The organism is Streptococcus suis (assembly GCF_002964045.1).
Taxonomy (GTDB): domain Bacteria; phylum Bacillota; class Bacilli; order Lactobacillales; family Streptococcaceae; genus Streptococcus; species Streptococcus suis_U.
Window position 1 is genome coordinate 19,923 of the sequence record NZ_POPB01000679.1, and the last position, 24,914, is coordinate 44,836.

Genomic DNA, 24,914 nt, shown 5'->3' on the forward strand with positions numbered 1-24,914 from the left:
AAGCGTTTTCCTAATCAGTATAACAGATTTTTACTTAAATTGCATTTTCTTGCTTCCAATTTTTGAAATTGACCATGAACTTCTGAATCGCTTCTGGTTCTTGTAAACTCTGCAAGGGATAGACAAATGGTGCCAATTGTCTTGCAGCTTTCTTTTGTAAGACAAAAATAGACTTGGCCATGGCCGATTTTCCAAAAAGACTTGGTGGCAGGGCAATCATGGCAACGATATTAGCTTGCTCCTGTAACCAACCTTTCAACAAATCACTCTGTGGACTGGTTAGAAGATCATTTGGAGCCAAGAGAATAGCAAAGCCATCTTTTTCCAGATATTTGAGGGACTGTTCCATGAGCAAATGGTGGGCGTAGGTATGCTCCGTCTGGCTAGCCACCTGATAACGACTAGCAATCTGGTCGTCTGGGTAATATCCGATTGGCAGATCCGCTACAATGACTTGACTTTCCTTCAAAATCTGCGGACGTACCGCATCGCCCTGGGCAAAAGAAATCTCCGCCCCCATCACATCTGCCATGCTAGCTGATAAATCAATCAAGAGATCGTCTACTTCAATCCCCAGATAGTCCAAGTCTTTCTGGCTGGCATTAAGGATGGTCTGCGCCAAGTTACCTGTTCCTGAGCCAATCTCCAAGACTGTTACTTTAGGAGTAGATACTAGTTGATCTACCAAGAATGATAAAATAAAACCGATAGAATCCGGTGTAAACTGGTGATTATACTGCATTGGCTCGGTCTGGTTGGCCTTGATAAGCAGGAATTGGAAGGCACGACGCCACTCTTCCTTGGTCAGATTCAGATTTTTCAAAGTCTGATTGTTGCGGACAATCAAGTCCGTCTCATGCTGACCAGCTAGATAGGCTGCATTTTGCTCAATCATGGCATCATAGATATTGGTGCCTAGCTGGTTTTGGATGGTCTGTACGTTTTCTAATAGCAGGTCGTAGGCCTGTTCGATTTTTTCAAAATTCATACTCCTATCTTATCAAAATTTCACAGACTTTGCACCAAAAAGGGAGCGGCTAGCCACTCCCCTCGGGTACTATAGTCGTTTAGTTTGCTTTTAGTACAAGGCAACGAGCTGCAGGCTGTACTGGAGTACGGCAAAGCGAGTTCAAATCACTCCTGTGGAGTGTTTGAAGTTGGAAATAAGGAAACGACGTTTCCTCGCTCGTCGAAGTAATCAAAGATAAACTAAATGACTATATTTTAACCGGAAATTGATAGTGATACTCCCCTCCATTTCTTAGATTCACGTTAACCGATACAGTTCTATTTTTAATATGATAGCTGGCCTGACCCTCTCGAAACAAGACGCTTCCCTCGGTCTCTATTGGTTTACTTTCCTCCTTTTTCTTAGAACTCGTTTGAGCAGGTTTTTCAGCGTTTTCTTGACTCTCTCTAGTTGGTTGTTCCTCCTTTACTTCCTTCTCATCAACAGTCTCACTAGCGACTACTTCATCCTCTTTCTTATCCTCTGTTTGGCTAGCCACCTTTTCAGCAACTGCTTGACGCTCCTGCAAGTCTCCTTCAACCTGATCCAAGACCATCTGGGCCATGATATAGGCTGTCGCTTCTTGCTTAGCTACTTGAGCTATTTGACTTTCAGCCTCTTGGCGGTGGAGATAAAACTGAAGCAAGAGACTAAAAACCGCCAGCATCAAAAGGGCATAGAGTAGGATGCCAGCCTTAACTTTTTTCTTTAAAAGCATAGATAAAGGTCCGCTCCTCTCCATTTTTAAAGCTAAAGTCGATACGCACCAGTTGGTTTTCTTGGGAAATAGCTGCGCTGTCCACCTGATAAATCATAGGCTGGTAGCCCTGTCCTCTGTCATTTGTTTTCCGAAAATCATCCGAACGTGACTTGCCAAAGGCTAATGCTTGTCCATCCTTATTGACATAGACCTTGCCATTTTCAATCTTGACCAATTCCGACTGGTCCCATTCCGACCGCAATTGACTAGAGAAGACCAACCATTCCTTTTGAACGGTCTGACCTTGGTAATGCGCTTCTTGAACCAACAGTTTTGACAAGCCTTCAAAGACCAGAAGACTTCCTGATAGGATGACTAAGGCTACCAAGCATTCCAAGAGAGTAAAAGCAGGAACTTTACTTTTTAACAACCGATAAAACCTCCTTTCCCTCGTGGAAAACAATAATCTTATCCGCAGTTCGTTGAACCTGCACTGTAACACCGTTTAAGGCTAGGTTATCTTGCCCGGTCTGCACAGCCATCTGAGCTAGATTGAGAACCTCCTGTTGTTCCAATTCCCAAGCCTGTCGCCTACGACCTACATCCACAGCTGTCAAAATCAAGCTACAGATGGTTACTAGGGTCGCAAGGGCAACCAGACTCTCTAGCAAAATATAAGCCTTATTCTTCTGTTTTCTTATAGCGACCACTCCCTATATATAATTGATACGTGACTGTTTTTCGACTAAGCCGAAAACGAATCTTGGTCAGAGAAGAATTTCCACCATCTTCTTCAAACTGAATAGTTTTCTCCTCTAAGACCTCTACGTTTCTGGGCACCTCTACAGCCTGATAATTATTTGTAACCTCCTGTCCACCGATAGCAAGGTTCACTTTTCGGTGAGAACTAGCTGCCAATTTCTGACTGTCTTTATAGATAGCTTCAAATTCCCAGAGAAAAATCTCTTCTTGAACAGACCGAAAGGCCATTTGTACCGTTCCCGACAAGGAAACAGCTAAAAAACTAACGACAAATAAGGTCAGTAGACTTTCCAAAAGCGTGAAAGCCTTATTTTTTCGCCTTAGCATACTCTTCTGCTTGTTTCTCCGTAATATAGCCAGCTGCCTGCAAATCTGCTACTGTAGCTTCCTTATCATGCTCCAATGCATAAAGTTCCATCTGGCTTTCCACGACTTTGACGACAGCTGTACCTCCAGACTCTTTAATCGCTTCTTTTTGTTTGCTCAAATTTGGTACAAAGAGAAGCAAGAGCAGGCTAATGATCCCCAAAACGACTAACATTTCCACCAGAGTGAATGCTTTTACCTTCATTTCAATTAATTTTTTCATTTTATAACTCCATATTTTGATAAATCGGCAGCAACATGGCTGCGTAGATGAGAACGACCATTAAGGCCACAAAGAGAAAGACCAGCGGTTGAATCAGCTGCATGGCTCTATTGACCCGAGAGAAAAAATCCTCCCAACACTCGGCTGCATAAACTGTCAACTCGCTACCCAACTTGGACTTGACCTGCCCATACTCCACGATGAGGCTCAGCTCCCGCTTGAAAAAGGCGTAGGTTTGGATGTGTTCGTGAAAGCTCTGACCATTGGAAAGCGACTGCTCCAGGTCCTGACCAATCTCTCGAAAGAGCTGCGATTGCTGCTCCTGCATCAAGCCCACAATCTGCGGCAGGTCCAAGCCTTGCCCAATCAAACTCCCCCACTCCCTGGCGTAATAGGCCGTCAGATAGGTTTGGATGAGTTTTCCGAAAAATGGCAGAGCTGCCAAGCGGGAAAATGCCTTGATTTTGTTAGTTTTGCGAAACCAAACCAGACTAGACATGACAGCCACTAAACTCAGACCACAAAGGGACAAGAAGATAGTCGGCAGATGGTTGATCAGCATGGTCGCAGCATTGCCTTCCTCCAACTGGGGCAGAAGATAATTTTTCAAGCCTAGCATAATCAAAAGCAGAAAACCAAGCAATATAATCGGATAGGTCGCCACCTCAATCAGCTTTTTACGAACCTTGCTGACATTTTCCAGATAGGACTGGATATGGCTCAAACTCAAACTGGTATTGCCATGAACTTCTGCCAAAGCCACCTGTGTGACCACCGCATCTGAAAACCGCAAATCCGCCAGCAAACTTGAAAAGGGTTTGCCTGCTAACAGCCCGTCTGACAAGACCTGGGTATAGGGATCCGCCAGAAGCTGACTGCGTTTGAGGAAATCAACAATCTCTCCCAGATGAAAACCACTGGCAAAAAGATTATTGAAAAGCTCAATGACCTTACGCTGGCGAGCCAAGGGCAATTTTTTCTGTTTCTGCCTGCCGAAGACTGATATGTCCTGCTGCAAAAAGCCGATCAATTTGTTCATTCCACTGGTCTGCGGAATGGTTTTGGTAATTTCCCTTTGCAAAATCTACCACACCTCCTCCCCCTATTAAACGTTGATAGGCAATACCTTGAAGGGCATTATTTAACTCTTCAGGGCTGACCCCCAATTCCAACATACGAGCATAGACACCTGAAATAGACCTTGCGTGAACCGTTGAGAAAACGGTAGCTCCCGTCAGGCTGGCTCGAATGACTGCTCGAGCGGTTTCCGCATCCCGAATCTCACCGATGATGAGCAGGTCTGGTCGATGGCGGAGGGACAGTTTGATCAGATTGTCGTAGGTGGCTCCGATGGCTTCATTGAGCTGGAGTTGCAGCATGTCCTCCTGCTTGATTTCGACGGGATCCTCAATGGTCAAAATCTGCTTGTCTGGGAATTTCAGCCTGGCAAGATGGTACATAAGTGTGGTCTTACCAGAGCCGACTGGACCCGAAAAAAGGTAGAGCCCTCGTCCCTTTATTTCTTCTGCAAGTCGCTCAGCTGCCTCAAACCAGAACTTGAGTTCCTTGTCATTGTCATAGAGCAGGCGGATGACCAGACTTTCCTTGCCACGATAATCTCCGACAGTTGATAAGCGAAGTGAGATCTCTCCGCTCCCATAATCATAGTCACAGGAACCCTGCTGACTACGGCGTTTTTCACCAACATTTAAGCCTGCTAAAAACTTGAAATGGCTGATAATGGCTGTTACTTCCTCCTCAGCCACGTCTTGCACAAACTCCCGTTCATCCATGATGCGATGGTAGACTTGGTAACACTTACCTCGAGGAACCAAATAGATGTCACTGACCCTATCTGCCACCGCCTCTTCAATCATCTTTCTTGCTTTTTCTTGAATCATAAAACCTCCTCACCCTATCTATTCGCAAGGAAACTTGATTTTCCATACTTTTTTGTTAAAATAATAAAAAAGTTTGGAGGTTCTTATGAAAAGATTAAAAAAAGGCGACCACATACGCGTAGTCAGCCCCTCTTCATCTATTGAAAGAATTGGTGGTTTTGAAGCCAATCTTGCCGCCAAGGAAAAATTGGAAGAACTGGGCTTCAAACTCTCTTTCTCAGAACATTATTTTGAAAACGATATTTTCGATTCGGATCCGATTGCCAGTCGTGTTGCGGACTTGGAAGCAGCCTTTGCGGATGAGTCGGTCGATGCCATTCTGACAACCATTGGCGGTTTCAACTCTAACGAACTGCTACCTTATCTGGATTTTGACCTAATTGCCCGCCATCCGAAAATTTTCTGCGGTTATTCGGATACGACTGCCCTGCTCAATGCCATCTACGCTAAGACAGGCATGCCAACCTACATGGGTCCAGCTTATTCAAGCTTTAAAATGGTGCAAGCCCAACAGTATCAAACAGAAGCCTGGCTCAAGGCTGTGGCACAAGATTCCTATGAACTGATCCCGAGTCCAGAATGGTCTAGCGATGCCTGGTACCTACCAGACGCCCCTCGCACCTTTTACCCAACAGAGTGGAAAATCTACAATCCAGGCAAGGCCTCTGGTATTGCCATCGGCGGAAACATCTCAACCCTCAACCTACTGACTGGGACAGAGTTCGCACCCAGACCAGACAACTATATTCTATTTTTAGAAGAGGCGGAAGACGACGATTATCTGATTATCGCTCGTCACTTGACTGCCCTTCTACAAGCCTATCCAAATCCACAGGCTCTTGTCCTGGGTCGTTTTCCTAAGGAAACCAAGATGACCGAGGAGATTTTGTTGGCGATTCTGGACAAGCACCCTATTCTCAAAAAAGTTCCTGTTCTCTATGATTTGGACTTTGCCCATACCCAGCCTCTGTTTACCATTACCATCGGTGGACAGCTAGAACTTGATGCCGAAGCCTTTTCTATCAGATTCAGCTAAAAAGGACCTGTTGGGGTCCTGATTCGCCATCTGGTTTTCAAGCTCATGAAAAATGGTCTCAGCGCCATTACTCACTCTCTAATTTCTTGGCTCGTGAACAAAGGACCCGTTGGGTCCTTTATTTTCTATTCATTTACACAATTAGTTTGTTTTAATTTACAAGGACGTAGGCGGGGTTGTGTAGACTGCTTGATAAATCCAGCAGGTAAATTTTCTCTCGCTTCTACCAACATCAGCGAATGATACCGCTGCAAATATTCATCGCATTCCTCACACCAATGCTGGTCTGATTCGTCCCAAAAGGCTACCATTGTGCCATTTTTACTCTGCTTTTTAGGGAACTTTTCGGACAACCGTACCCATTCCTTCTGAAATGCTTTTAAGGCATCTTCATAACGGTCAAAGGCTACCTTACTAACAATATCTTCTTCCCAACCATCTAAAAACCACCAGGGCTCAAAATCTCCACACATTTTAATAACTTGATACATAACACATACTTCCTTTTTCGTACACATTATACCGAATTCGTCTGATTTAAGAAAACATTCTGCTTGTTAATTCCTTATCAAGTTATGTGAGCGCTTTATTTCTGAACACAAGAAAACACATCCCTCAGAAAGAGATGTGTCTTAAATCTTATTCAGTTACAGCTTCAAGGTCTGCTTCTGCTGCAAGTTCTTCAGCTACTGTGTCTTCAATGATTTCAACTTCATTAATGGCTTGTGGTTCAAGATTACGGTAGCGGGCCATACCTGTACCTGCTGGGATAATCTTACCGATGATAACGTTCTCTTTAAGACCGAGAAGGTTGTCACGTTTACCACGAATAGCTGCATCTGTAAGAACGCGAGTTGTTTCTTGGAAGGATGCGGCAGACAAGAATGAGTTGGTTTCAAGGGACGCTTTTGTGATACCCATAAGAACTGGACGAGCTGTTGCCGGAATACCACCTGCAATAACCACGTCAGCATTGGCATCTGTAAAGTCTGTGATATCCATGAGGGTACCCATGAGAAGATCTGTGTCACCTGGATCCATGACACGAACTTTACGAAGCATTTGACGAACCATTACCTCGATGTGCTTGTCGCCGATTTCTACACCCTGGCTACGGTAAACTTTTTGAACTTCAGAAAGAAGGTAAGTTTCAACCGCCAAGACATCACGGACTTCGAGCAAGCGTTTTGGTTGGATAGAACCTTCGGTAAGGGCTGCACCACGCGCAACTTGGTCACCCACTTCAACCTTCATACGGGCTGTAAATGGTACCACGTATTCGCCTTCACCAGTTACACCTTTAACAAAGACTTTCTTGGTACGAGTAGAAGCATCTTCTTCAATAGCGATAACTTCCCCTTTGACCTCAGTGATAACCGCTTCCCCTTTTGGATTGCGAGCTTCAAAGATCTCTTGAACACGAGGAAGACCCTGCGTGATATCGCTGTTTGAGGCTACACCACCCGTGTGGAAGGTACGCATTGTAAGCTGTGTACCAGGCTCACCGATAGATTGAGCTGCAATCGTACCAACTGCTTCACCCACTTCAACCGCATCACCTGTTGCCAAGTTGATACCGTAACAATGACGGCAGACACCGTGACGAGTGTTACATGTAAATACGCTACGGATGGTTACTTGTTCAACGCCTGCATTGACAATTTCACGGGCAATATCTTCCGTAATCAATTTGTTTGGACCAATGATAACGGCACCCGTTTCAGGATGTTTAACAGTTTTCTTAGTGTAACGACCTTGCAAACGCTCTTCAAGTGGCTCGATCATTTCCTTGCCATCTGTGATAGAACGGATGTCAAGACCACGGTCTGTTCCACAGTCGTCTTCACGGATGATGACATCTTGGGCAACGTCAACCAAACGACGAGTCAGATAACCTGAGTCGGCTGTCTTCAAGGCCGTATCCGTCATACCCTTACGGGCACCGTGAGTTGAGAAGAACATTTCCAATACAGAAAGACCTTCACGGAAGTTAGACAAGATAGGCAATTCCATGATACGTCCGTTCGGAGCTGACATCAGACCACGCATACCGGCCAACTGGGAGAAGTTGGAAATGTTACCACGGGCACCAGAGTCCATCATCATAACGATTGGGTTCTTCGGATCTTGTTTTTCAACCAGACGTTTTTCCAATTTTTCCTTAGCTGAACGCCATTCATCTGTAACAGCTGCATAACGCTCATCATCCGTAATCATACCACGGCGGAATTGTTTCTTGATTTGTTCTACACGTTCGTGAGATTCTTCAATGATTTCAGCCTTGTTGTCGATAACCGGAATATCGGCAATACCCACTGTCAAACCAGCAAGTGTTGAATGATAATAACCCAAGTCTTTCAAACGGTCAAGCAGGGCTGATGTTTCAGTTGTACGGAAACGCTTGAAGATTTCAGCGATGATGTTACCAAGATTTTTCTTCTTGAATGGCGGGTTGATTGGCAATTCTGCAATGGCAGCCTTGATATCTGATCCTGGTTCCAAGAAGTATTTATCAGGAGTTCCTTCTGTCAAGTTAGCATTGTTTGGTTCTTGCAAGTAAGGAAGACCTTCTGGCATAATCGCGTTGAACAAGATTTTTCCGACAGTTGTCATCATGACCTTGTGTTTTTGGTTGTCTTTCCAAGGCTTATCAAGGCTATCTGTTGCAATACCAACACGGGTATGCAAGTGAACATAGCCGTTGCGGTAAGCCATAACAGCTTCATCCGCATCCTTGAAGACCATACCTTCACCTTCACGACCAGCATCTTCCATGGTCAAGTAGTAGTTACCCAAAACCATATCCTGAGATGGTGTTACGACTGGTTTACCATCTTTAGGGTTAAGGATGTGTTCTGCCGCAAGCATAAGGATACGTGCTTCTGCTTGTGCTTCTTCTGACAATGGAACGTGAATCGCCATCTGGTCACCGTCAAAGTCGGCGTTGTAGGCTTCACAGACAAGCGGGTGCAAACGAAGGGCTTTACCGTCAATTAGAACTGGCTCAAAAGCCTGGATACCCAAACGGTGAAGGGTAGGTGCACGGTTCAAAAGAACTGGGTGTTCTTTGATCACTTCTTCCAAGATATCCCAGATACGATCATCACCACGTTCAATCAAACGTTTCGCGGCTTTGACGTTACCAGCAATATCACGGGCAACGATTTCGCGCATGACAAACGGTTTGAAGAGCTCGATTGCCATTTCACGTGGCACACCACATTGGTACATTTTCAGCGTTGGACCAACGGCGATAACGGAACGTCCTGAGAAGTCAACACGCTTACCAAGCAAGTTTTGACGGAAACGTCCTTGCTTACCTTTCAGCATGTGGCTGAGTGATTTAAGCGGACGGCTACCTGGTCCTGTAATTGGACGACCACGACGACCATTGTCAATCAAAGCATCCACAGCTTCTTGGAGCATCCGTTTTTCGTTTTGTACGATGATACCTGGAGCGTTAAGTTCCAAGAGACGAGCCAAACGGTTGTTACGGTTGATAACACGGCGGTAGAGTTCGTTCAAGTCAGATGCGGCAAAACGACCACCATCCAACTGAACCATCGGACGCAAATCTGGTGGAATAACTGGAAGGATATTGAGAATCATCCACTCAGGCTTGTTACCAGATTTGTAGAAGGCATCGAGTACATCCAAGCGACGAACTGCTTTAATGCGTTTTTGACCAGAAGCTGTTTTCAATTCTTCTTTAAGAGCTGCGATTTCTTTTGGAAGATCCACTTGCTTCAAGAGGTCTTGAATGGCTTCTGCACCCATTTTGGCAACGAATGAACCATAGCCATATTCACGCAAACGCTCACGGTATTCGCGTTCTGTCATGATTGACTTGTGCTCAAGCGGTGTATCTTTCGGATCAATCACCACGTAAGCTGCGAAGTAGATAACTTCTTCAAGCGCACGTGGGCTCATATCTAAGGTCAAGCCCATACGACTTGGAATACCTTTGAAATACCAAATGTGTGAAATTGGTGCTTTCAACTCAATGTGTCCCATACGTTCACGACGTACTTTTGCACGAGTTACTTCCACACCACAGCGGTCACAAGTGATCCCTTTATAACGGATACGCTTGTATTTACCACATGAACACTCCCAGTCTTTTGTTGGACCAAAGATGACTTCGTCAAAAAGTCCATCACGTTCTGGTTTAAGTGTACGATAGTTGATTGTTTCAGGTTTTTTAACCTCACCGTAAGACCATGAACGAACCTTACTTGGTGAAGCTAACGTGATTTGCATACTTTTAAATCGATTTACGTCAACCACTAATAATCCCTTTCTTTTCTTGTGAGAGGCTGGTTTTCCACACCTCAAATTCTTGAACAATAATCAGCAGAATGGATAGCTGGTAAGCTATTTTTCTATAAATCAGACGGTGGAAGACCGTTGGTCCTCATCCCTTTCCGTTCTGAGGTTTGGACCAACTTGTTCCATCCAATTGAACTATTCTTTACCTTCTGCTTCTTCTGCTGCAAAGGCTGCGGCTGCGTCAGCTGCGGCTTTTGCACGTGCTTTTTCAAGATCATCTACGTGGATGATGTCATCATCTTCACCTTCATCAAGGTCACGCAATTCTACTTCATTGTTATCTTCATCAAGGACACGCATATCCAAACCAAGTGATTGCAATTCTTTAACAAGAACGCGGAATGATTCTGGAACACCTGGTTTTGGAATTGGTTTACCTTTGGTGATGGCTTCATAGGCTTTCAGACGGCCTGTCACATCATCTGACTTGTAAGTCAAGATTTCTTGAAGGACGTTAGAAGCACCGTAGGCTTCAAGGGCCCAAACCTCCATCTCACCGAAACGCTGACCACCAAACTGAGCCTTACCTCCGAGTGGCTGTTGGGTAACGAGTGAGTATGGTCCGACTGAGCGGGCGTGAAGTTTATCATCAACCATGTGGTGAAGCTTGATCATGTACATGACACCGACAGACACACGGTTGTCAAATGGCTCACCTGTACGGCCATCGTAAAGAATGGTTTTTGCATCTGAGTCCATACCTGCTTCTTTAACAGTTGACCAGAGGTCTTCTGAACTTGCACCATCGAAAACTGGTGTTGCGATATGGATACCCAAGTTGCGAGCCGCCATACCCAAGTGAAGTTCCATAACCTGACCGATATTCATACGTGATGGCACCCCGAGTGGGTTCAACATGATGTCAACTGGTGTTCCATCTGGAAGATATGGCATATCCTCAACAGGTACAATACGTGAAACGACACCCTTGTTACCGTGACGACCGGCCATCTTATCTCCGACCTTGATCTTACGTTTTTGAGCGATGTAAACACGAACCAACATGTTAACTCCTGATTGCAATTCATCACCGTTGGCACGGGTAAAGATTTTCACATCGCGAACGACACCATCGGCACCGTGAGGTACACGAAGAGATGTATCACGTACTTCACGTGACTTATCACCAAAGATAGCGTGCAAGAGGCGCTCTTCAGCAGAAAGATCTTTTTCACCTTTTGGTGTTACCTTACCAACAAGAATGTCGCCTTCTTTAACTTCAGCACCGATACGGATAATCCCCATTTCATCCAAGTTGCGAAGAGCATCTTCACCAACGTTTGGAATTTCGCGAGTGATTTCTTCAGGGCCTAACTTGGTATCGCGTGTTTCTGACTCGTATTCTTCCAAGTGAACAGATGTATAGACATCATCTTTCACAAGGCGTTCAGACATGATAACCGCGTCCTCGAAGTTGTAACCTTCCCACGTCATGTAGGCAACGATAGGGTTTTGACCAAGGGCCATTTCCCCACGTTCCATAGAAGGACCGTCTGCGATGAAATCACCTTTTTCAACGACATCACCCAATTTCACAAGGGTACGTTGGTTGTAGGCAGTACCTGAGTTTGAACGACGGAATTTCTGAATACTGTAAACATCCAAGGAGCCATCTTCGCGACGAACTTCAACCTTATCCGCATCTGCGTAAACAACCTTACCATCATGTTGGGCAATAACTGCCGCACCTGAGTCATGGGCAGCCTGATACTCCATACCGGTACCAACGTAAGGTGCTTTTGGATCAATCAATGGAACAGCCTGACGTTGCATGTTGGCACCCATGAGGGCACGGTTGGAGTCATCGTTTTCCAAGAAAGGAATACATGCTGTCGCAACGGCAACTACCTGCTTAGGAGAAACGTCCATGAAATCTGCTGAATCTGCTGGGAACTCTTGGTTATTACCTTGATGACGTCCCATAACAATCTTATCAACGAAACGGTTGTTTTCATCAAGAGGTGATGTTGATTGGGCTACGATGTAGGCGTCTTCTTCGTCCGCTGTCAACCAAACGATTTCGTTGGTTACTGTACCTGTTGCACGGTCAATCTTGCGGTATGGTGTTTGGATGAAACCATACTTGTTGAGGTGACCATAAGATGACAAGTTGTTGATCAAACCGATGTTTGGTCCCTCAGGCGTTTCAATCGGACACATACGACCATAGTGAGTGTAGTGAACGTCTCGAACTTCATAGCCTGCACGGTCTCGTGTCAAACCACCAGGTCCCAAGGCTGACAAACGACGTTTGTGAGACAACTCAGAAAGTGGGTTGTGTTGGTCCATGAACTGTGACAACTGGGATGAACCAAAGAATTCTTTGATGGCAGCTGTAACAGGACGGATATTGATGATTTGTTGTGGCGTCAATACTTCATTGTCTTGAACAGACATACGCTCACGCAAGTTACGCTCCATACGGGTCAAACCGATACGGACTTGGTTGGCAAGCAATTCACCAACGGCACGGATACGACGGTTACCCAAGTGGTCAATATCGTCAACACGACCAAGACCTTCTGCAAGGTTAAGGAAGTAACTCATCTCTGCCAAGATATCTGCTGGAGTAACAATACGCACATTTTCAGCTGGATTGGCATTACCAATCACAGTGACTACACGTTCTGGATCCTTAGGTGCCACAATCTTGAATTTCTGCAAAAGAACTGGCTCAAGAAGTACAGCGTTGTCATTTGGAATGTATTCTACAATGTTCAACTCGTCGAATTGTGCTTCTACTTTTTCAAGCACATCACGAGTCAAGACAGTACCTGCTTCTAAGACGATTTCACCAGTTTCACCGTTAATCACGTGTTCAGCAAGTGTTTGGTTGAGCAAACGAGTACGAAGGTTGAGTTTTTTATTGATTTTATAACGACCAACAGGTGCCAAGTCGTAACGACGTGGGTCAAAGAAACGAGCTGTCAAAAGGCTACGAGAGCTTTCAGCTGTCTTTGGTTCACCTGGACGAAGGCGCTCATAGATTTCCTTAAGCGCTTCATCTGTACGAGAATCTGCTGGGTTTTTGTGAATATCTTTTTCAATGGTATTGCGAACCAATTCGCTATCACCGAAGATATCAAAGATTTCATCGTCACCTGAGAAACCAAGCGCACGAACAAGCGTTGTGAACGGAATCTTACGCGTACGGTCAATACGAGTGTAGGCAATATCTTTTGAGTCTGTTTCCAATTCCAACCAAGCTCCACGGTTAGGGATAACCGTTGAACCATAACCTACTTTACCATTCTTATCTACTTTATCATTGAAATAGACACCTGGTGAACGCACCAACTGAGAAACGATGATACGCTCTGCACCGTTGATGATGAAAGTACCCATTTCAGTCATGATTGGAAACTCTCCAAAGAAGACTTCTTGAGTCTTGATCTCGCCAGTTTCCTTATTGACAAGACGGAAAGTCACATAAATTGGAGCAGAATAGTTGGCATCGTGTGCACGCGCCTCTTCCAATGTGTACTTAGGTTGCTTTAGCTCATAACCAACAAATTCCAATTCCATGGTATCTGTAAAGTTTGAAACTGGAAGCACATCTTCAAAGACTTCTTTCAAACCATAGTCAAGAAAATCTTTAAATGAATCCGTTTGGATTTCAATCAAATTTGGTAAATCAAGAACTTCCTTGATTCTTGAAAAACTACGACGGGTACGGTGCTTACCGTACTGAACTTCATGTCCTGCCAAAAGTTTTCTCCTTTGTAATAAGATACGAGGGCGTGTAACACTCCAAAAGAAAATAGGACATCGACAAAGCAATCAAAGGATTGCAAGGAGATGTATCTTTTTCTATAGGAGTGTAGCCCGAGTTCAATTAAAGATACGAGGGCGTAAAATTTGAGAGAAAAATAGGAAATCGACGAAGTGTCAACAAGACACTAGGAGATTTATCTTTTTTTCCGACAAATGTAGCCCGAGTTCAATTAAAGATACTAAGCCGTAAGCAACTCAAAGAAAAATAAGCGGTAAGTCCAAAATCTTTGATTTTGTTGACGTACCCTCGTCAGAACGACTAGGACTTTCGAGACCAACAGTCGAAGAAAGTTCAGTCGTTTACGATGCCACGAAGTAAACAAAACCAAAGCTCTACAAACCTTATCTTTTTTCACAGAGTTGTAGGCGAGTTCAATTAAAAGATACGAGGGCGTAAAATTTGAGAGAAAAATAGGAAATCGACGAAGTGTCAACAAGACACTAGGAGATTTATCTTTTTTCCGACAAATTTAGCCCGAGTTCAATTAAAACAGCCATCAAATGACCAATACTTGTCCTTTTGTCTGAATATTTAGAATCTTTAAGAATAGATGACAACACTTAAAAATCTTCCTCATAGACACAAAAAGAGCAGCTAAATCTTCCTTTGAAAAAGTTTGATTTAACTGCTGCAAGCCTTGTTTGGACAATATTTCAAACAAGACACACGACAAATTATTTATACAATTATAGCAAAATACTATGCAATTATCAAGTATTATTCATTATTATTCTGATCATTTGACGAATTGGAGCGATTTGAATTACTTCTTTGAGTTGAGCTACTTGGAGTTGTTGTTGTTTGAGCCCCTAGAATACTACTCCATGCCTGTGCTTTGTCACTTTCTGTGCCACCAATCATAAAATCATAGCTTGTAACTGGTGCACCATTCTTCGCCCAATAACTTGTAGTCGTTGCTCCTCCAACTGTCACTGGACGACCATTAACCTGAACTGTTCCCGCACGTTGACCAGTCGAAGCAAGGACAGTCGAAGAAATAACACTGCTATCCAATTCAAATTTACCAGAAAACATATTTGAGTCTACATTGTATAGCGCATCAACCATATGGGAAACATACTGTGCGTTATTTTGATAACCAGTCCACACATACATTTCTGAGTTATCATCATTCCCTGCCCAGGTCCCGAGAGTTACCTGCGGTGTAGAGAGCATTAACCAGACATCATTAACTTCATTGCTTGTACCTGTTTTCCCAACAAAATCCGTACTAGCGGCCTGTGGGTTTAGGGCGCTTAGTCGATTTTTAAATGTTGAGGTTGTACCCGAATTGATAACTTGACGCATTAATTGATTCATGATGCTAGCAGTAGCCCTTGAGTATACTTGAACAGGTGCAGCTTCGTGTTGATAAACTACCGTACCATCGTTTGCTGTAATGCTTTCAACTATATAATGTTTATTATAAACTCCACCATTTGCCAAAGTTTGATAAGCATTTGTATTGGTCAAAACAGAAATTTCGACACCGCCTCCAAGTGGCACACTTTCGATATCATACATGGAAATATTGTAATTCATTTTATCCATATATGACTTCACATCAACTCCAGAATTCTGTAGCATCTTATATGTCCAAAATGCTGGAATGTTAACAGACTTATCAATTGCTGTCTGAAGGTTTAACATGCCTGAACCCCGACTAGAAGCATACATAATAGGTTGTCCACTTGAAAAATTCGTCGGATAGTCCGATAGAATACTTGCTGACCCCATCAAGCCTTGGTCAATCGCAATTCCGTAAGCTAGCAAAGGCTTAATGGACGATGCTGGTGATCTCAAGGTATCAAAAGCGTGGTTATTCTGGTTGGTTGCGTAATCTCGACCACCAACAAATCCAAGAATGGCTCCTGTGGCATTGTCAATCAAGACACTACCTGTTTCAACATACTCATTGCCAGCATCTAATACCGATCCATAGTTAGCGACCACCGACTGCATAGTTTCATATATGTCTCTATTCACCGTACTCTTAATAGTATAGCCACCTTGACTCAATTCTTGTCGAGCCAGCTCTTCATATGCTGCCTTAGTTTCATCATTCTTCAGATCGTTTTCAGAAACATTATCCCTCTTCACCAAGTAGTCAAACATTACTTGATCAGCTTCTTCCATCACTTCGTAATACAAGTAATCTTTGGTATCAGCTGTTACTGGTGCTGGTGCAATGAAATCTTGCTTAATGTCGTAAGCTTTATAGGTTTCATACTCTTCCTTTGTAAGGAAAGATGCACGATACATATTAAAGAGAACATCTTGATAACGTCCCATACCATAAACCATATCTTCATCTGATTTACGAGTTCCATCCGATGCATAAGGTGAATAGACAATCGGACTTTGTGGCAAACCAGCGATGAAAGCTGCCTGCGGAACTGTCAACTCGCTAGCCGGTTTTCCAAAAATACCCTGGGCCGCTGCTTCAGCTCCGGCAATATTTTGCCCCTGATTGTTTCGCCCAAATGGAGAAACATTTAAGTAAATCGTTAAGATTTCCTCCTTTGACATGTTTCGCTCAAGGGCCAAAGCAGAAACAATTTCATTTGCCTTCCGAGTGAAAGTTGGTGCATCGCCGACCAACTGTTGCTTGATTAATTGCTGGGTCAAGGTTGAACCACCACTAGACGAGCCCACACCGACAGACCCTAGTGCAGCACGTAAAACAGCCTTAGGTACAACCCCGTTATGACTTTCAAACGTTTCGTCCTCTGTTGCAATGACAGCTTGTTTCAGATAGTCAGATACTTGAGAAGACTCAACAGGTATCCTTAATAAATCCGAATTAACTTCTGAAACTAATGTATCATCAGAATACACCACTTTGGAAATACGGCTAACTTCCGAAACTTTTGCTAAGAGCTCTTCAGTTGCAGGAACCTTTACATTATCGAACAAACTTACGACAAAGCCAACTCCGATCCCGGCTCCAAATACACCAAAAAGCATCAACAATACAGCCACAGAATTAAATAATAATTTCAAGGTACGTAGAAATATGCTAAATACTCCCGTCAGGGGTAGGTGCTTTCTATTTTCTTTCATTTCTTGCTTATTTGAATTAGTCGCCATTTTTAACTCCTTATCTTTCCATTATATCAAAATTTATTTATTTTCCGCAATTTCATGGTATAATAAGAGAGAATTTTTAAGGAAGAGATGCAGATTTATTTTGTAATATTAAACATTGAAGCATCTAATTGAGGGAGAAACGCATGAACATTTTTGAAGAACTAAAAGCACGTGGCTTGGTCTTTCAAACGACAGACGAAGAAGCCTTGGTAAAAGCATTGACAGAAGGGCAAGTATCTTACTACACAGGATACGATCCAACAGCAGATAGTTTACACTTGGGGCACTTGGTTGCTATCTTAACTAGCCGTCGCTTGCAATTAGCTGGCCACAAGCCTTACGCCCTAGTTGGCGGTGCAACTGGTCTGATTGGCGACCCTTCCTTCAAGGATGCGGAGCGCAGCTTGCAAACCAAAGACACCGTGGACGGCTGGGTAACAAAAATCCAAAGTCAGCTTTCTCGCTTCTTGGATTTTGAAAATGGTGACAACAAGGCTGAAATGGTCAACAACTACGACTGGTTCTCAGACATCAGCTTTATCGACTTCCTTCGTGATGTTGGTAAATACTACACGGTCAACTACATGATGAGCAAGGACTCTGTGAAAAAACGGATTGAAACTGGGATTTCCTACACCGAGTTTGCCTACCAAATCATGCAGGGCTATGACTTCTACGAGCTCAATGACAAGCACAATGTGACCCTGCAAATCGGTGGTTCTGACCAGTGGGGCAACATGACTGCAGGTACTGAATTGCTTCGCCGCAAGGCTGACAAGTCTGGCCACGTGATGACTGTACCTCTCATTACCGACTCGACAGGTAAGAAGTTCGGTAAGTCAGAGGGTAACGCTGTTTGGTTGGATGCCGACAAGACTTCTCCGTATGAAATGTACCAATTCTGGCTCAATGTCATGGACGATGATGCCGTTCGTTTCTTGAAAATCTTTACTTTCTTGTCATTAGATGAGATTGCTGAAATCGAGAAACAATTTGACGCTGCCCGTCATGAACGCCTGGCTCAGAAGATTTTGGCCAAGGAAGTCGTGACATTGGTTCACGGTGAAGAAGCATATAACCAAGCCCTTAACATCACCGAGCAATTGTTCGCTGGCAACATCAAAAACCTATCCGCAAAAGAACTCAAGCAGGGCCTCAGCAACGTTCCAAACTACGCTGTCCAGGCTGAAGACAACCTTAACATCGTGGAACTTCTAGTTACCTCTGGTATTGTCACCTCAAAACGCCAAGCTCGTGAAGATGTGCAAAATGGTGCCATTTATGTCAACGGTGAGCGTGTGCAGGACTTGGACTATACCCTTTCTGACAGCGACAAGATTGACGGCGAGCTAACCGTTATCCGTCGTGGGAAGAAGAAGTATTCTGTTTTGACTTATTAATATTTTTCAAGGAAATCCTATGTGATTTCCTTTTCTACTAACCTAGGAGAAATGACGTGACCTGCATTTTTTGCCATCAACTCAAAGAAGAAGATATTCTCTACCAGACGGAACATTTCAAGGTCGTCTGGGATATTGACCCTATCCAAACTGGACATCTACTGATTATCAGCAAGGAACATTATGACACACTCAGCCAAGTCCCTACTGCTGTTCGCTATGAATTATCAGACCTAGAAGTCTTTTTGACTGAGAAACTCTGTCAAACATTGGCAATTGACGGTGTGACCTTAGCCTGCAACGATCGCTTGTTTGACACTGGCACCCATTTCCATGTCCACCTGATTCCACGCTTTCGATCAGACGGCTTCTGGGACCAAATTTCACTTGCACAAGTGCAGCTGGACCTGGCTCATTTTCTCAAAGCATTATAAAAAGCAGCCCGACGGCTGCCTTTTCGTTTATATCAATTCTTCCACTTCGTAGATAGTGTCTTCCAGCACCTCTTGGTAACGCTCCAAGTCGTAGGCCACCGAGGTTTCCACCTCCGCCAACTGCTCTTCCAGCTGGATTTTCACCTCTTCCACCCCGTCCAAGTCCAAAAGGTGATTGGTCACGTGTTTGACACAGTTCTGACACGATAAGTTTTTCAATTTCAAAGTTTGCTTCATGTTCTTTCTCCTTTTTTATACTCAATGAAAATCAGATTCAGACTAGCTTCAAAGGTTCGGGGAACCTTTGAAGGTTGGAAATAAAGCGAACCTGTACGCTACAAAAAGGTTTGGGGAACCTTTGGTGGTTGGAAATTGGGCGAAACTGTTCGCTACAAAAAGGTTCGGGGAACCTTTGAAGGTTGGAAATTGGGCGAACGTCTTCGTTTCTCCAATAGCAGATAGACCCCTACTACTTTCGCATTTTCAGGTAGTAGGCTGTATAGCTCCACCGGAGCTTTACACTCATCAAATCAAGTCAACAACGTCTGAGGTTGATTTTCGAAGAGGATGATGATGCCCACAAGTACATTGCCCCGCCAAGCACCGACAAGCGATTTGCTCAGGTGCGGTCTTTTGTAGCTGCGAGATTTTGCTGGCTAGATTTTCAAGGCTTTTTTTGGAAAATGTCCCTGTGTCTAGCAGTTTTTCAACCAGTTGCCCCTGTTTTGTGGAACATATGGCAGCTAGTAAGAGCTCCACCTGCCCCTGCAAATGTTCCTCTTCACTGATCAGCGGATAGTAGTGGTACTTACTAGTTTCCTTAGCCATTCTCAGATAGTTTTTCTTCCGCAGCCGCCCCAAGAGTGTCTTAATGGTCGTCGCCTGCCAGTCAAAACCTTCCTGCAAGGCCTGAATAATTTCCTGAGAAGTTGCACCAGGATGGGCCCACAGGACCCGCATAACCTGCCACTCCGCAGCAGAAATTGTTTGCTCCACACATTCACCTCCCAACAATCATTTTCTAACTTTAGTTTACATTTGTAGTCAAAAATTGTCAAGAAAAACGATCGAGCAAGATACTCGGTCGTTTTTCATATTAGTGAGCCAGCATTTCCTGACCAATTTCCAAACCAGTCAAACCAACTGGATAGTAAGTCGGCCAGTTTTCCAATTCTTCCAAAAGTTTTTCTTGGCTCTCTCCACCAAAATAGATATGGAAGTGACCTGTTTTGACAGGTGCGATATTGTGGTCGCTGAATTGCACATACTTATAGTTGCCAGCATTTGCATCCGTTGCTTCAAACAAGAAACGAACTCCACGATTTCCTTTTTTGTAGGTCAAAATCTCGTACCCAACATACTTGTAAGTGTACTTATAAGACTTATCACCCACTACAAACTCCATTGTATTGTCTGTAATGTTAATTTGATCAACATCTGTTTTGTAGCCTGTATCATAGTATGCCTTATATTCTTCAGCAGTCATATCGCCTTTGATTTTGGCTTTGTAGTCCCAGACTTGATCCAGCGTTCCGTCCAGCAAATAAGGATAAACTGACTGCCACTCACCTGCGTAATCTGAAAGAGTCCGGTCTTTTACCGCAGAATCTTCAAAATACCCATTGTAAACCGTCTGAGCCGTTTCCGCACCCTCTTCTGGCAAGATCTCCACACCTGCTTGACTGGTTGTTTTTTCCAAGGCCGCCAAGTTGGCTTCCATGATGGAAATGTAGTCCTCGCCCTTGTCCATAGCCTCTGTCGTCAAGCTCTCCAAAGTATCAAGGACATCCAACTCAACGCCCGTTTCCTTGGCCAAGGTTTCTGCTACTGCTGAAGAAGCATTCTCTTCAAAATAGATGTACTTGATGCCATAGGTCTTGATGTATTCAGCCAATTCTGCCAAGCGAGTTGCCGTAGGCTCTTGGTCTGCAGAGACACCGGTGATGGATACTTGGTGCAAACCATAGTCCAAAGCCAAATAAGCAAAGGCAGTGTGCTGGGTAACAAAGTATTTTTGTTTTGCTGCAGATAAAGTTTCATAATACTTGGCATCCAAATCAGTCAATTTTTCAATATATGCTGCCGCATTTTCTTCAAAAATAGCTTTTTTCTCAGGATACTGGGCAATCAAACCATCCCGAATGGTTTCTACCAAGGTAATGGAACGTTCCGGCGACAACCAAACGTGTGGGTCGTATGCATGGTGATGTTCTTCCCCTTCAGCATGGTCATGTTCTTCTTCCTCGCTACCAGGTAAGAGCAACATTCCCTCCGTCGCCTTGATGACACCAACCTGTTCTGTATCAATAGTATCCAGTACATCTGGAACCCAGGTTTCCATATTTTCATTTTCATAGACAAAGGTATCCGCTTCTTGAATAACGGCAATGTCCTTGGCAGACGGCTCAAAGTCATGAACTTCTGTTCCTGCCTCAATCAGCAAATCGACCGTTCCCTCCTCACCGACTACCTGCTTGGTGAACTCATAGACAGGATAAAAGGTAGTCACGATGTTCAACTCATCATCCTGAGAAGCTGTGCTATTGCCGCAGGCCGACAAAGCCAAAAGCGATAAACTCAAACCTAAAACTGCTAATTTTTTCATAATTCCTCCTATTTTTTTAACTTGGCTACTAGATTCACCAACAAGAAAATACTAATAAAAATCAAGGTAATGCTAGCACTTGCAGGTGTTTCAGCATAGTAAGATGTTAGCAAACCAGTGACCATTCCAAAGAAACCAATGCCCATTCCTGTAAAGATAACCGCTTTAAAACTTTTTCCTATGCGTAAGGCTATTGAAGCAGGCAAAACCATAATGGTCGAAACCAAAAGAGCCCCTGCAGCAGGAATCATCAGGGCAATGGCAACACCAGTCACCACATTAAAAGCAATCGACATGGCACGTACTGGTAAACCGTCCACAAAAGCTGTATCCTCATCAAAGGTCAAGATATACATAGGACGTAAAAACAGTAAGGTTAAGGCAATGACAATTAATGCAATCACAAACAAAGCAACCACTTGTTCTTGACTAATGGTCACAATCGAACCGAACAAATACTGCTCCAGACTCAATCCCGACTTCCCTCCTGATTTATTCATAACAATCAAGGAAATCGCCAAACCGGTTGACATGAGAATGGCCGTTCCTATTTCCATAAAATTCTTATAGATAGTCCGCAAATATTCCAGAAATACAGCCGCGACAATGACAACAAGAATCGTTGAAATAGTTGGCGAGATACCCAATACCAACCCAAATGCCACACCTGCCAAAGAAACATGGCTAAGGGTATCCGACATCAAACTCTGTCTTCTGAGGATGAGAAAAACACCCAGAATTGGCGAAAACAAACTCATAGCAATAATTGCCAAAAAAGCCCGCTGCATGAAATCATAATGGAAAATAGACAGATCAAACATGGCCTACCTCCGTTTCTAATTCCGCATCATGAACATTGAAACAACGCCAAGGGGAAGCCTGGTCACGAACCAAGTGAATATTACGATCTGCATACCGACTCAACTCATCAGGATCATGAGTAATCATCAAAACAGCCTTTCCATGCTTCTTAGCAGAATGGTGCATTAACTTATAAAAGGCATCCTTTGTTCCAGCATCCATTCCCGTAGTAGGCTCATCTAAAATGAAAATATCTGGATCCGAAGCAAACATCCTAGCAATGACCGCACGTTGTTTTTGACCTCCACTCAAAGCCCCTAATCGTTTATCTCTATGCTCCCACATCCCTACAGATTCTAAACTAATCCGAATGTGCTCTTCATCATGTGCTGTCAATCTACGAAACCAGCCATTTCGAGGATAGCGACCTGATTTAACAAACTCATAAACTGTACTTGGAAAACCAGCATTGAAACTTGCAATCTGCTGAGGTAGGTAAGCCATTCGTAGTTTCTTACCTTTTATACTTTTCTCTGAAAATAAAACTTGTCCTTGTTTTGGCTTTAAAATTCCCAAAGTTGCTTTAATAAGGGTCGACTTAGCCGCCCCATTCTCACCAGTTAATGTAACGAATTCACCACTATCTAAATAATAATGAATATGTTCTAAAACAGGCTCCTTATCGTAATTGAACGACAAATCTTCAACAGTAATATATCTCATTTACTTTCTAATTTTCTCCACTAATTCATTTAAAAATCTAGCAATCAACTCTTGCTCTTCACAACTATAGTTCTCCAGAAGCTCTTCATAAGCTTCTAAAGTATGAGCATGGTGATGAGCATGTTCCGTAGCAATAGGCTTAGCTGCCTCGGTCAAACTAAATCTAACAACACGGGCATCTTTAGAATCCCTAACAGCAACCAATAGACCTTGAGCAACCAAAGATTTTGTCGCCTTAGTAATTGCAGCCTGACTGACATTTAACTGCTTAGCTATTTCTGTATTTGTATAAGCTGCTTTATCAATCAGCATCAAAATATGTTCTTGTGTATTTGTCAACTTCACAGAGCTTTGACATGAGCCAACTAAAATCTCTAACTGATTCTCTGAACTCAACACAATCTCATGCAGGTACTTCTCTATTTCTAATGCAACCTGATTCATAATCAGCTCCTTAACCTTTTAATTAACTTGTTAAGTATATCATATAAAAAATGAAAAAACAAGATAAAAATAAAAAAAGCATAAGATAAAAAGGCATCCAAAATTCTCAAAGTAAGTTCTAGTCTAGCCCAAAAACTGGAAATTAGACTGAGACAAGGAAATAAGGTAGAACTTACTATGGGACAAGTTGGTAACTGATAATGAAAAACAAACACTTAACTCTCTCTGATCGCAACGATATTCAAATAGGAATCGAACAACTTAAGTCCTTCTCAGCTATCGCTGTTAAGCTAGGAAAAGATCCGTCCACAATCTCAAAAGAAGTTCGGAGAAATCGAGTGGTTAAAGAAAATTCTGTGACATCTAATTGTGAGACCTGCCCTCTACTCAAAAAGGCTCCCTACGTTTGTAATGCTTGTCCGAAAAAGAGAAGCAATTGTGGATACCAGAAACAGTTCTACTACGCAAAAAGAGCTCAGCTTGATTATGAAGCTAAGCTCTCAGATTCGAGAACAGGTGTTGCCCTAAACAAGGAAGAATTCTATCGCATGGACGAGATTGTCTCTTCTTCCATCCAAAAGGGACAACACCTCAACCACATCATCGCCTCAAACGAACTTTCGGCATCCAGAGCTTCTATCTATCGTTACCTTGAAAAAGGCTATCTGTCCACAAAGCCCATTGATTTCCCCCGTGTCGTGAAATTCAGAAAGCGGAGAACCAGAAACCTCCAACCCATTCCTAAAACTGCCAAAGAAGGACGGTCTTACGAGGACTTCCAACGCTTCCTCACAGAGAAAGGAATCAGCTATTGGCTGGAAATGGACACCGTTACTGGACGGATCGGCGGAAAGGTACTTCTCACCTTCAACCTCTCCTTCTGTAACTTTATCTTCGCTCGATTACTTGATAATAAAACAGCTAATGAGGTCGCTAAACACCTCTACGCTATCAAGAATGACCTACATCAGAAAGAGAGAGACTTCTGCGAACTATTCCCTGTCATTCTGACCGACAATGGCGGTGAGTTCGCCAGAGTAGACGATATCGAAATGGATGTTCGTGGAGAATCTAAACTCTTCTTCTGTGACCCAAATCGTTCTGACCAGAAGGGGAGAATTGAGAAGAATCATACACTCATCAGAGACATTCTTCCTAAAGGAACTAACTTTGATAGCTTGACACAGGATGACATCAACCTAGTTTGTTCGCATGTCAACAGCGTCAAACGAGCTGCTTTCAACGGAAAATCCGCTTATGAACTCTTTACATTTACCTACGGTGAGGAATTAGCAACACTTCTGGGTATCTCTAAA

The 24,914-nt window shown here is 43.5% G+C and carries 22 protein-coding genes; 4 read left to right on the forward strand and 18 right to left on the reverse strand.

Going from position 1 to position 24,914, the window contains the following annotated elements:
• Nucleotides 1–34: 34 nt before the first annotated feature.
• The 8 genes from C1E99_RS14170 to comGA all read right to left on the reverse strand — a co-directional run bounded on the left by C1E99_RS14170 (nt 35) and on the right by comGA (nt 4,961).
• The gene (locus C1E99_RS14170; RefSeq protein WP_105207839.1) at nt 35–988 is read right to left on the reverse strand and encodes a class I SAM-dependent methyltransferase; all 954 of its coding nucleotides are present in this window, start codon (nt 986–988) and stop codon (nt 35–37) included.
• A gap of 229 nt (nt 989–1,217) precedes the next feature.
• Nucleotides 1,218–1,727, reverse strand: coding sequence for a competence type IV pilus minor pilin ComGG (gene comGG, locus C1E99_RS14180; protein ID WP_105207840.1), 510 nt, complete (start codon nt 1,725–1,727; stop codon nt 1,218–1,220).
• Entirely contained in the window at nt 1,705–2,139 is a 435-nt protein-coding gene (gene comGF / locus C1E99_RS14185; protein ID WP_105207841.1) for a competence type IV pilus minor pilin ComGF, read from the reverse strand. Before comGF ends, comGG begins: the two co-directional genes overlap by 23 nt.
• Nucleotides 2,126–2,419 carry a competence type IV pilus minor pilin ComGE gene (gene comGE / locus C1E99_RS14190; RefSeq protein ID WP_044669897.1) on the reverse strand — a complete coding sequence of 98 codons (294 nt, stop codon included), beginning with the start codon at nt 2,417–2,419 and terminating at the stop codon, nt 2,126–2,128. The genes comGF and comGE overlap by 14 nt, the downstream gene beginning before the upstream one ends.
• The gene (gene comGD, locus C1E99_RS14195) at nt 2,391–2,798 is read right to left on the reverse strand and encodes a competence type IV pilus minor pilin ComGD (RefSeq protein WP_105207842.1); all 408 of its coding nucleotides are present in this window, start codon (nt 2,796–2,798) and stop codon (nt 2,391–2,393) included. Before comGD ends, comGE begins: the two co-directional genes overlap by 29 nt.
• Nucleotides 2,779–3,060, reverse strand: coding sequence for a competence type IV pilus major pilin ComGC (comGC, locus tag C1E99_RS14200; protein WP_099806705.1), 282 nt, complete (start codon nt 3,058–3,060; stop codon nt 2,779–2,781). Before comGC ends, comGD begins: the two co-directional genes overlap by 20 nt.
• 1 nt (nt 3,061) lies before the next feature.
• Entirely contained in the window at nt 3,062–4,099 is a 1,038-nt protein-coding gene (gene comGB / locus C1E99_RS14205; protein WP_269088959.1) for a competence type IV pilus assembly protein ComGB, read from the reverse strand.
• Nucleotides 4,011–4,961, reverse strand: a complete 951-nt coding sequence (gene comGA / locus C1E99_RS14210) for a competence type IV pilus ATPase ComGA (protein ID WP_105207843.1) — start codon at nt 4,959–4,961, stop codon at nt 4,011–4,013. Before comGA ends, comGB begins: the two co-directional genes overlap by 89 nt.
• Nucleotides 4,962–5,046: 85 nt before the next feature.
• Here comGA and C1E99_RS14215 point away from each other — a divergent pair, with 85 nt between their 5' ends.
• The gene (locus C1E99_RS14215; protein WP_105207844.1) at nt 5,047–5,997 is read left to right on the forward strand and encodes a S66 family peptidase; all 951 of its coding nucleotides are present in this window, start codon (nt 5,047–5,049) and stop codon (nt 5,995–5,997) included.
• Between the two features lie 125 nt (nt 5,998–6,122).
• On the opposite strand, the gene C1E99_RS14220 is transcribed toward C1E99_RS14215, so the two are convergent.
• The 4 genes from C1E99_RS14220 to pbp1b all read right to left on the reverse strand — a co-directional run bounded on the left by C1E99_RS14220 (nt 6,123) and on the right by pbp1b (nt 17,191).
• Nucleotides 6,123–6,488: a DUF1033 family protein gene (locus C1E99_RS14220; RefSeq protein ID WP_105107914.1), complete on the reverse strand. Its 366-nt coding sequence runs from the start codon at nt 6,486–6,488 to the stop codon at nt 6,123–6,125.
• Between the two features lie 148 nt (nt 6,489–6,636).
• On the reverse strand, nt 6,637–10,284 hold the full coding sequence (rpoC, locus tag C1E99_RS14225) for a DNA-directed RNA polymerase subunit beta' (RefSeq protein WP_105207845.1): 3,648 nt from the start codon (nt 10,282–10,284) through the stop codon (nt 6,637–6,639).
• Between the two features lie 177 nt (nt 10,285–10,461).
• The gene (rpoB, locus tag C1E99_RS14230) at nt 10,462–14,034 is read right to left on the reverse strand and encodes a DNA-directed RNA polymerase subunit beta (RefSeq protein WP_029186887.1); all 3,573 of its coding nucleotides are present in this window, start codon (nt 14,032–14,034) and stop codon (nt 10,462–10,464) included.
• A gap of 784 nt (nt 14,035–14,818) precedes the next feature.
• Entirely contained in the window at nt 14,819–17,191 is a 2,373-nt protein-coding gene (pbp1b, locus tag C1E99_RS14235; RefSeq protein ID WP_105207846.1) for a penicillin-binding protein PBP1B, read from the reverse strand.
• 143 nt (nt 17,192–17,334) lie between these two features.
• Between pbp1b and tyrS the strand changes: the two genes are divergently transcribed.
• Both tyrS and C1E99_RS14245 read left to right on the forward strand, forming a co-directional pair.
• Nucleotides 17,335–18,591 (forward strand): tyrosine--tRNA ligase, encoded by a 1,257-nt coding sequence (gene tyrS / locus C1E99_RS14240; protein ID WP_105207847.1) that lies wholly within the window; start codon nt 17,335–17,337, stop codon nt 18,589–18,591.
• Between the two features lie 56 nt (nt 18,592–18,647).
• A complete protein-coding gene (locus C1E99_RS14245) occupies nt 18,648–19,025 on the forward strand; it encodes an HIT family protein (protein ID WP_105207848.1) in 378 nt (125 codons plus the stop codon).
• A 27-nt stretch (nt 19,026–19,052) separates the two neighbouring features.
• On the opposite strand, the gene C1E99_RS14250 is transcribed toward C1E99_RS14245, so the two are convergent.
• The 6 genes from C1E99_RS14250 to C1E99_RS14280 all read right to left on the reverse strand — a co-directional run bounded on the left by C1E99_RS14250 (nt 19,053) and on the right by C1E99_RS14280 (nt 23,598).
• Nucleotides 19,053–19,262, reverse strand: coding sequence for a heavy-metal-associated domain-containing protein (locus C1E99_RS14250; protein WP_105107909.1), 210 nt, complete (start codon nt 19,260–19,262; stop codon nt 19,053–19,055).
• A gap of 288 nt (nt 19,263–19,550) precedes the next feature.
• Nucleotides 19,551–20,021, reverse strand: a complete 471-nt coding sequence (locus C1E99_RS14260; RefSeq protein WP_161951235.1) for a CopY/TcrY family copper transport repressor — start codon at nt 20,019–20,021, stop codon at nt 19,551–19,553.
• A gap of 100 nt (nt 20,022–20,121) precedes the next feature.
• On the reverse strand, nt 20,122–21,630 hold the full coding sequence (locus C1E99_RS14265) for a zinc ABC transporter substrate-binding protein AdcA (RefSeq protein ID WP_105107906.1): 1,509 nt from the start codon (nt 21,628–21,630) through the stop codon (nt 20,122–20,124).
• Between the two features lie 8 nt (nt 21,631–21,638).
• Nucleotides 21,639–22,451 (reverse strand): metal ABC transporter permease, encoded by an 813-nt coding sequence (locus C1E99_RS14270; RefSeq protein WP_105207850.1) that lies wholly within the window; start codon nt 22,449–22,451, stop codon nt 21,639–21,641.
• Nucleotides 22,444–23,154 carry a metal ABC transporter ATP-binding protein gene (locus C1E99_RS14275; RefSeq protein WP_105107904.1) on the reverse strand — a complete coding sequence of 237 codons (711 nt, stop codon included), beginning with the start codon at nt 23,152–23,154 and terminating at the stop codon, nt 22,444–22,446. Before C1E99_RS14275 ends, C1E99_RS14270 begins: the two co-directional genes overlap by 8 nt.
• On the reverse strand, nt 23,155–23,598 hold the full coding sequence (locus C1E99_RS14280; protein WP_105107903.1) for a zinc-dependent MarR family transcriptional regulator: 444 nt from the start codon (nt 23,596–23,598) through the stop codon (nt 23,155–23,157). It abuts the gene before it with no gap.
• A 200-nt stretch (nt 23,599–23,798) separates the two neighbouring features.
• Between C1E99_RS14280 and C1E99_RS14285 the strand changes: the two genes are divergently transcribed.
• Nucleotides 23,799–24,914 (forward strand): IS30 family transposase (locus tag C1E99_RS14285; RefSeq protein WP_105207851.1); only part of this gene is annotated, 1,116 nt, incomplete at its 3' end.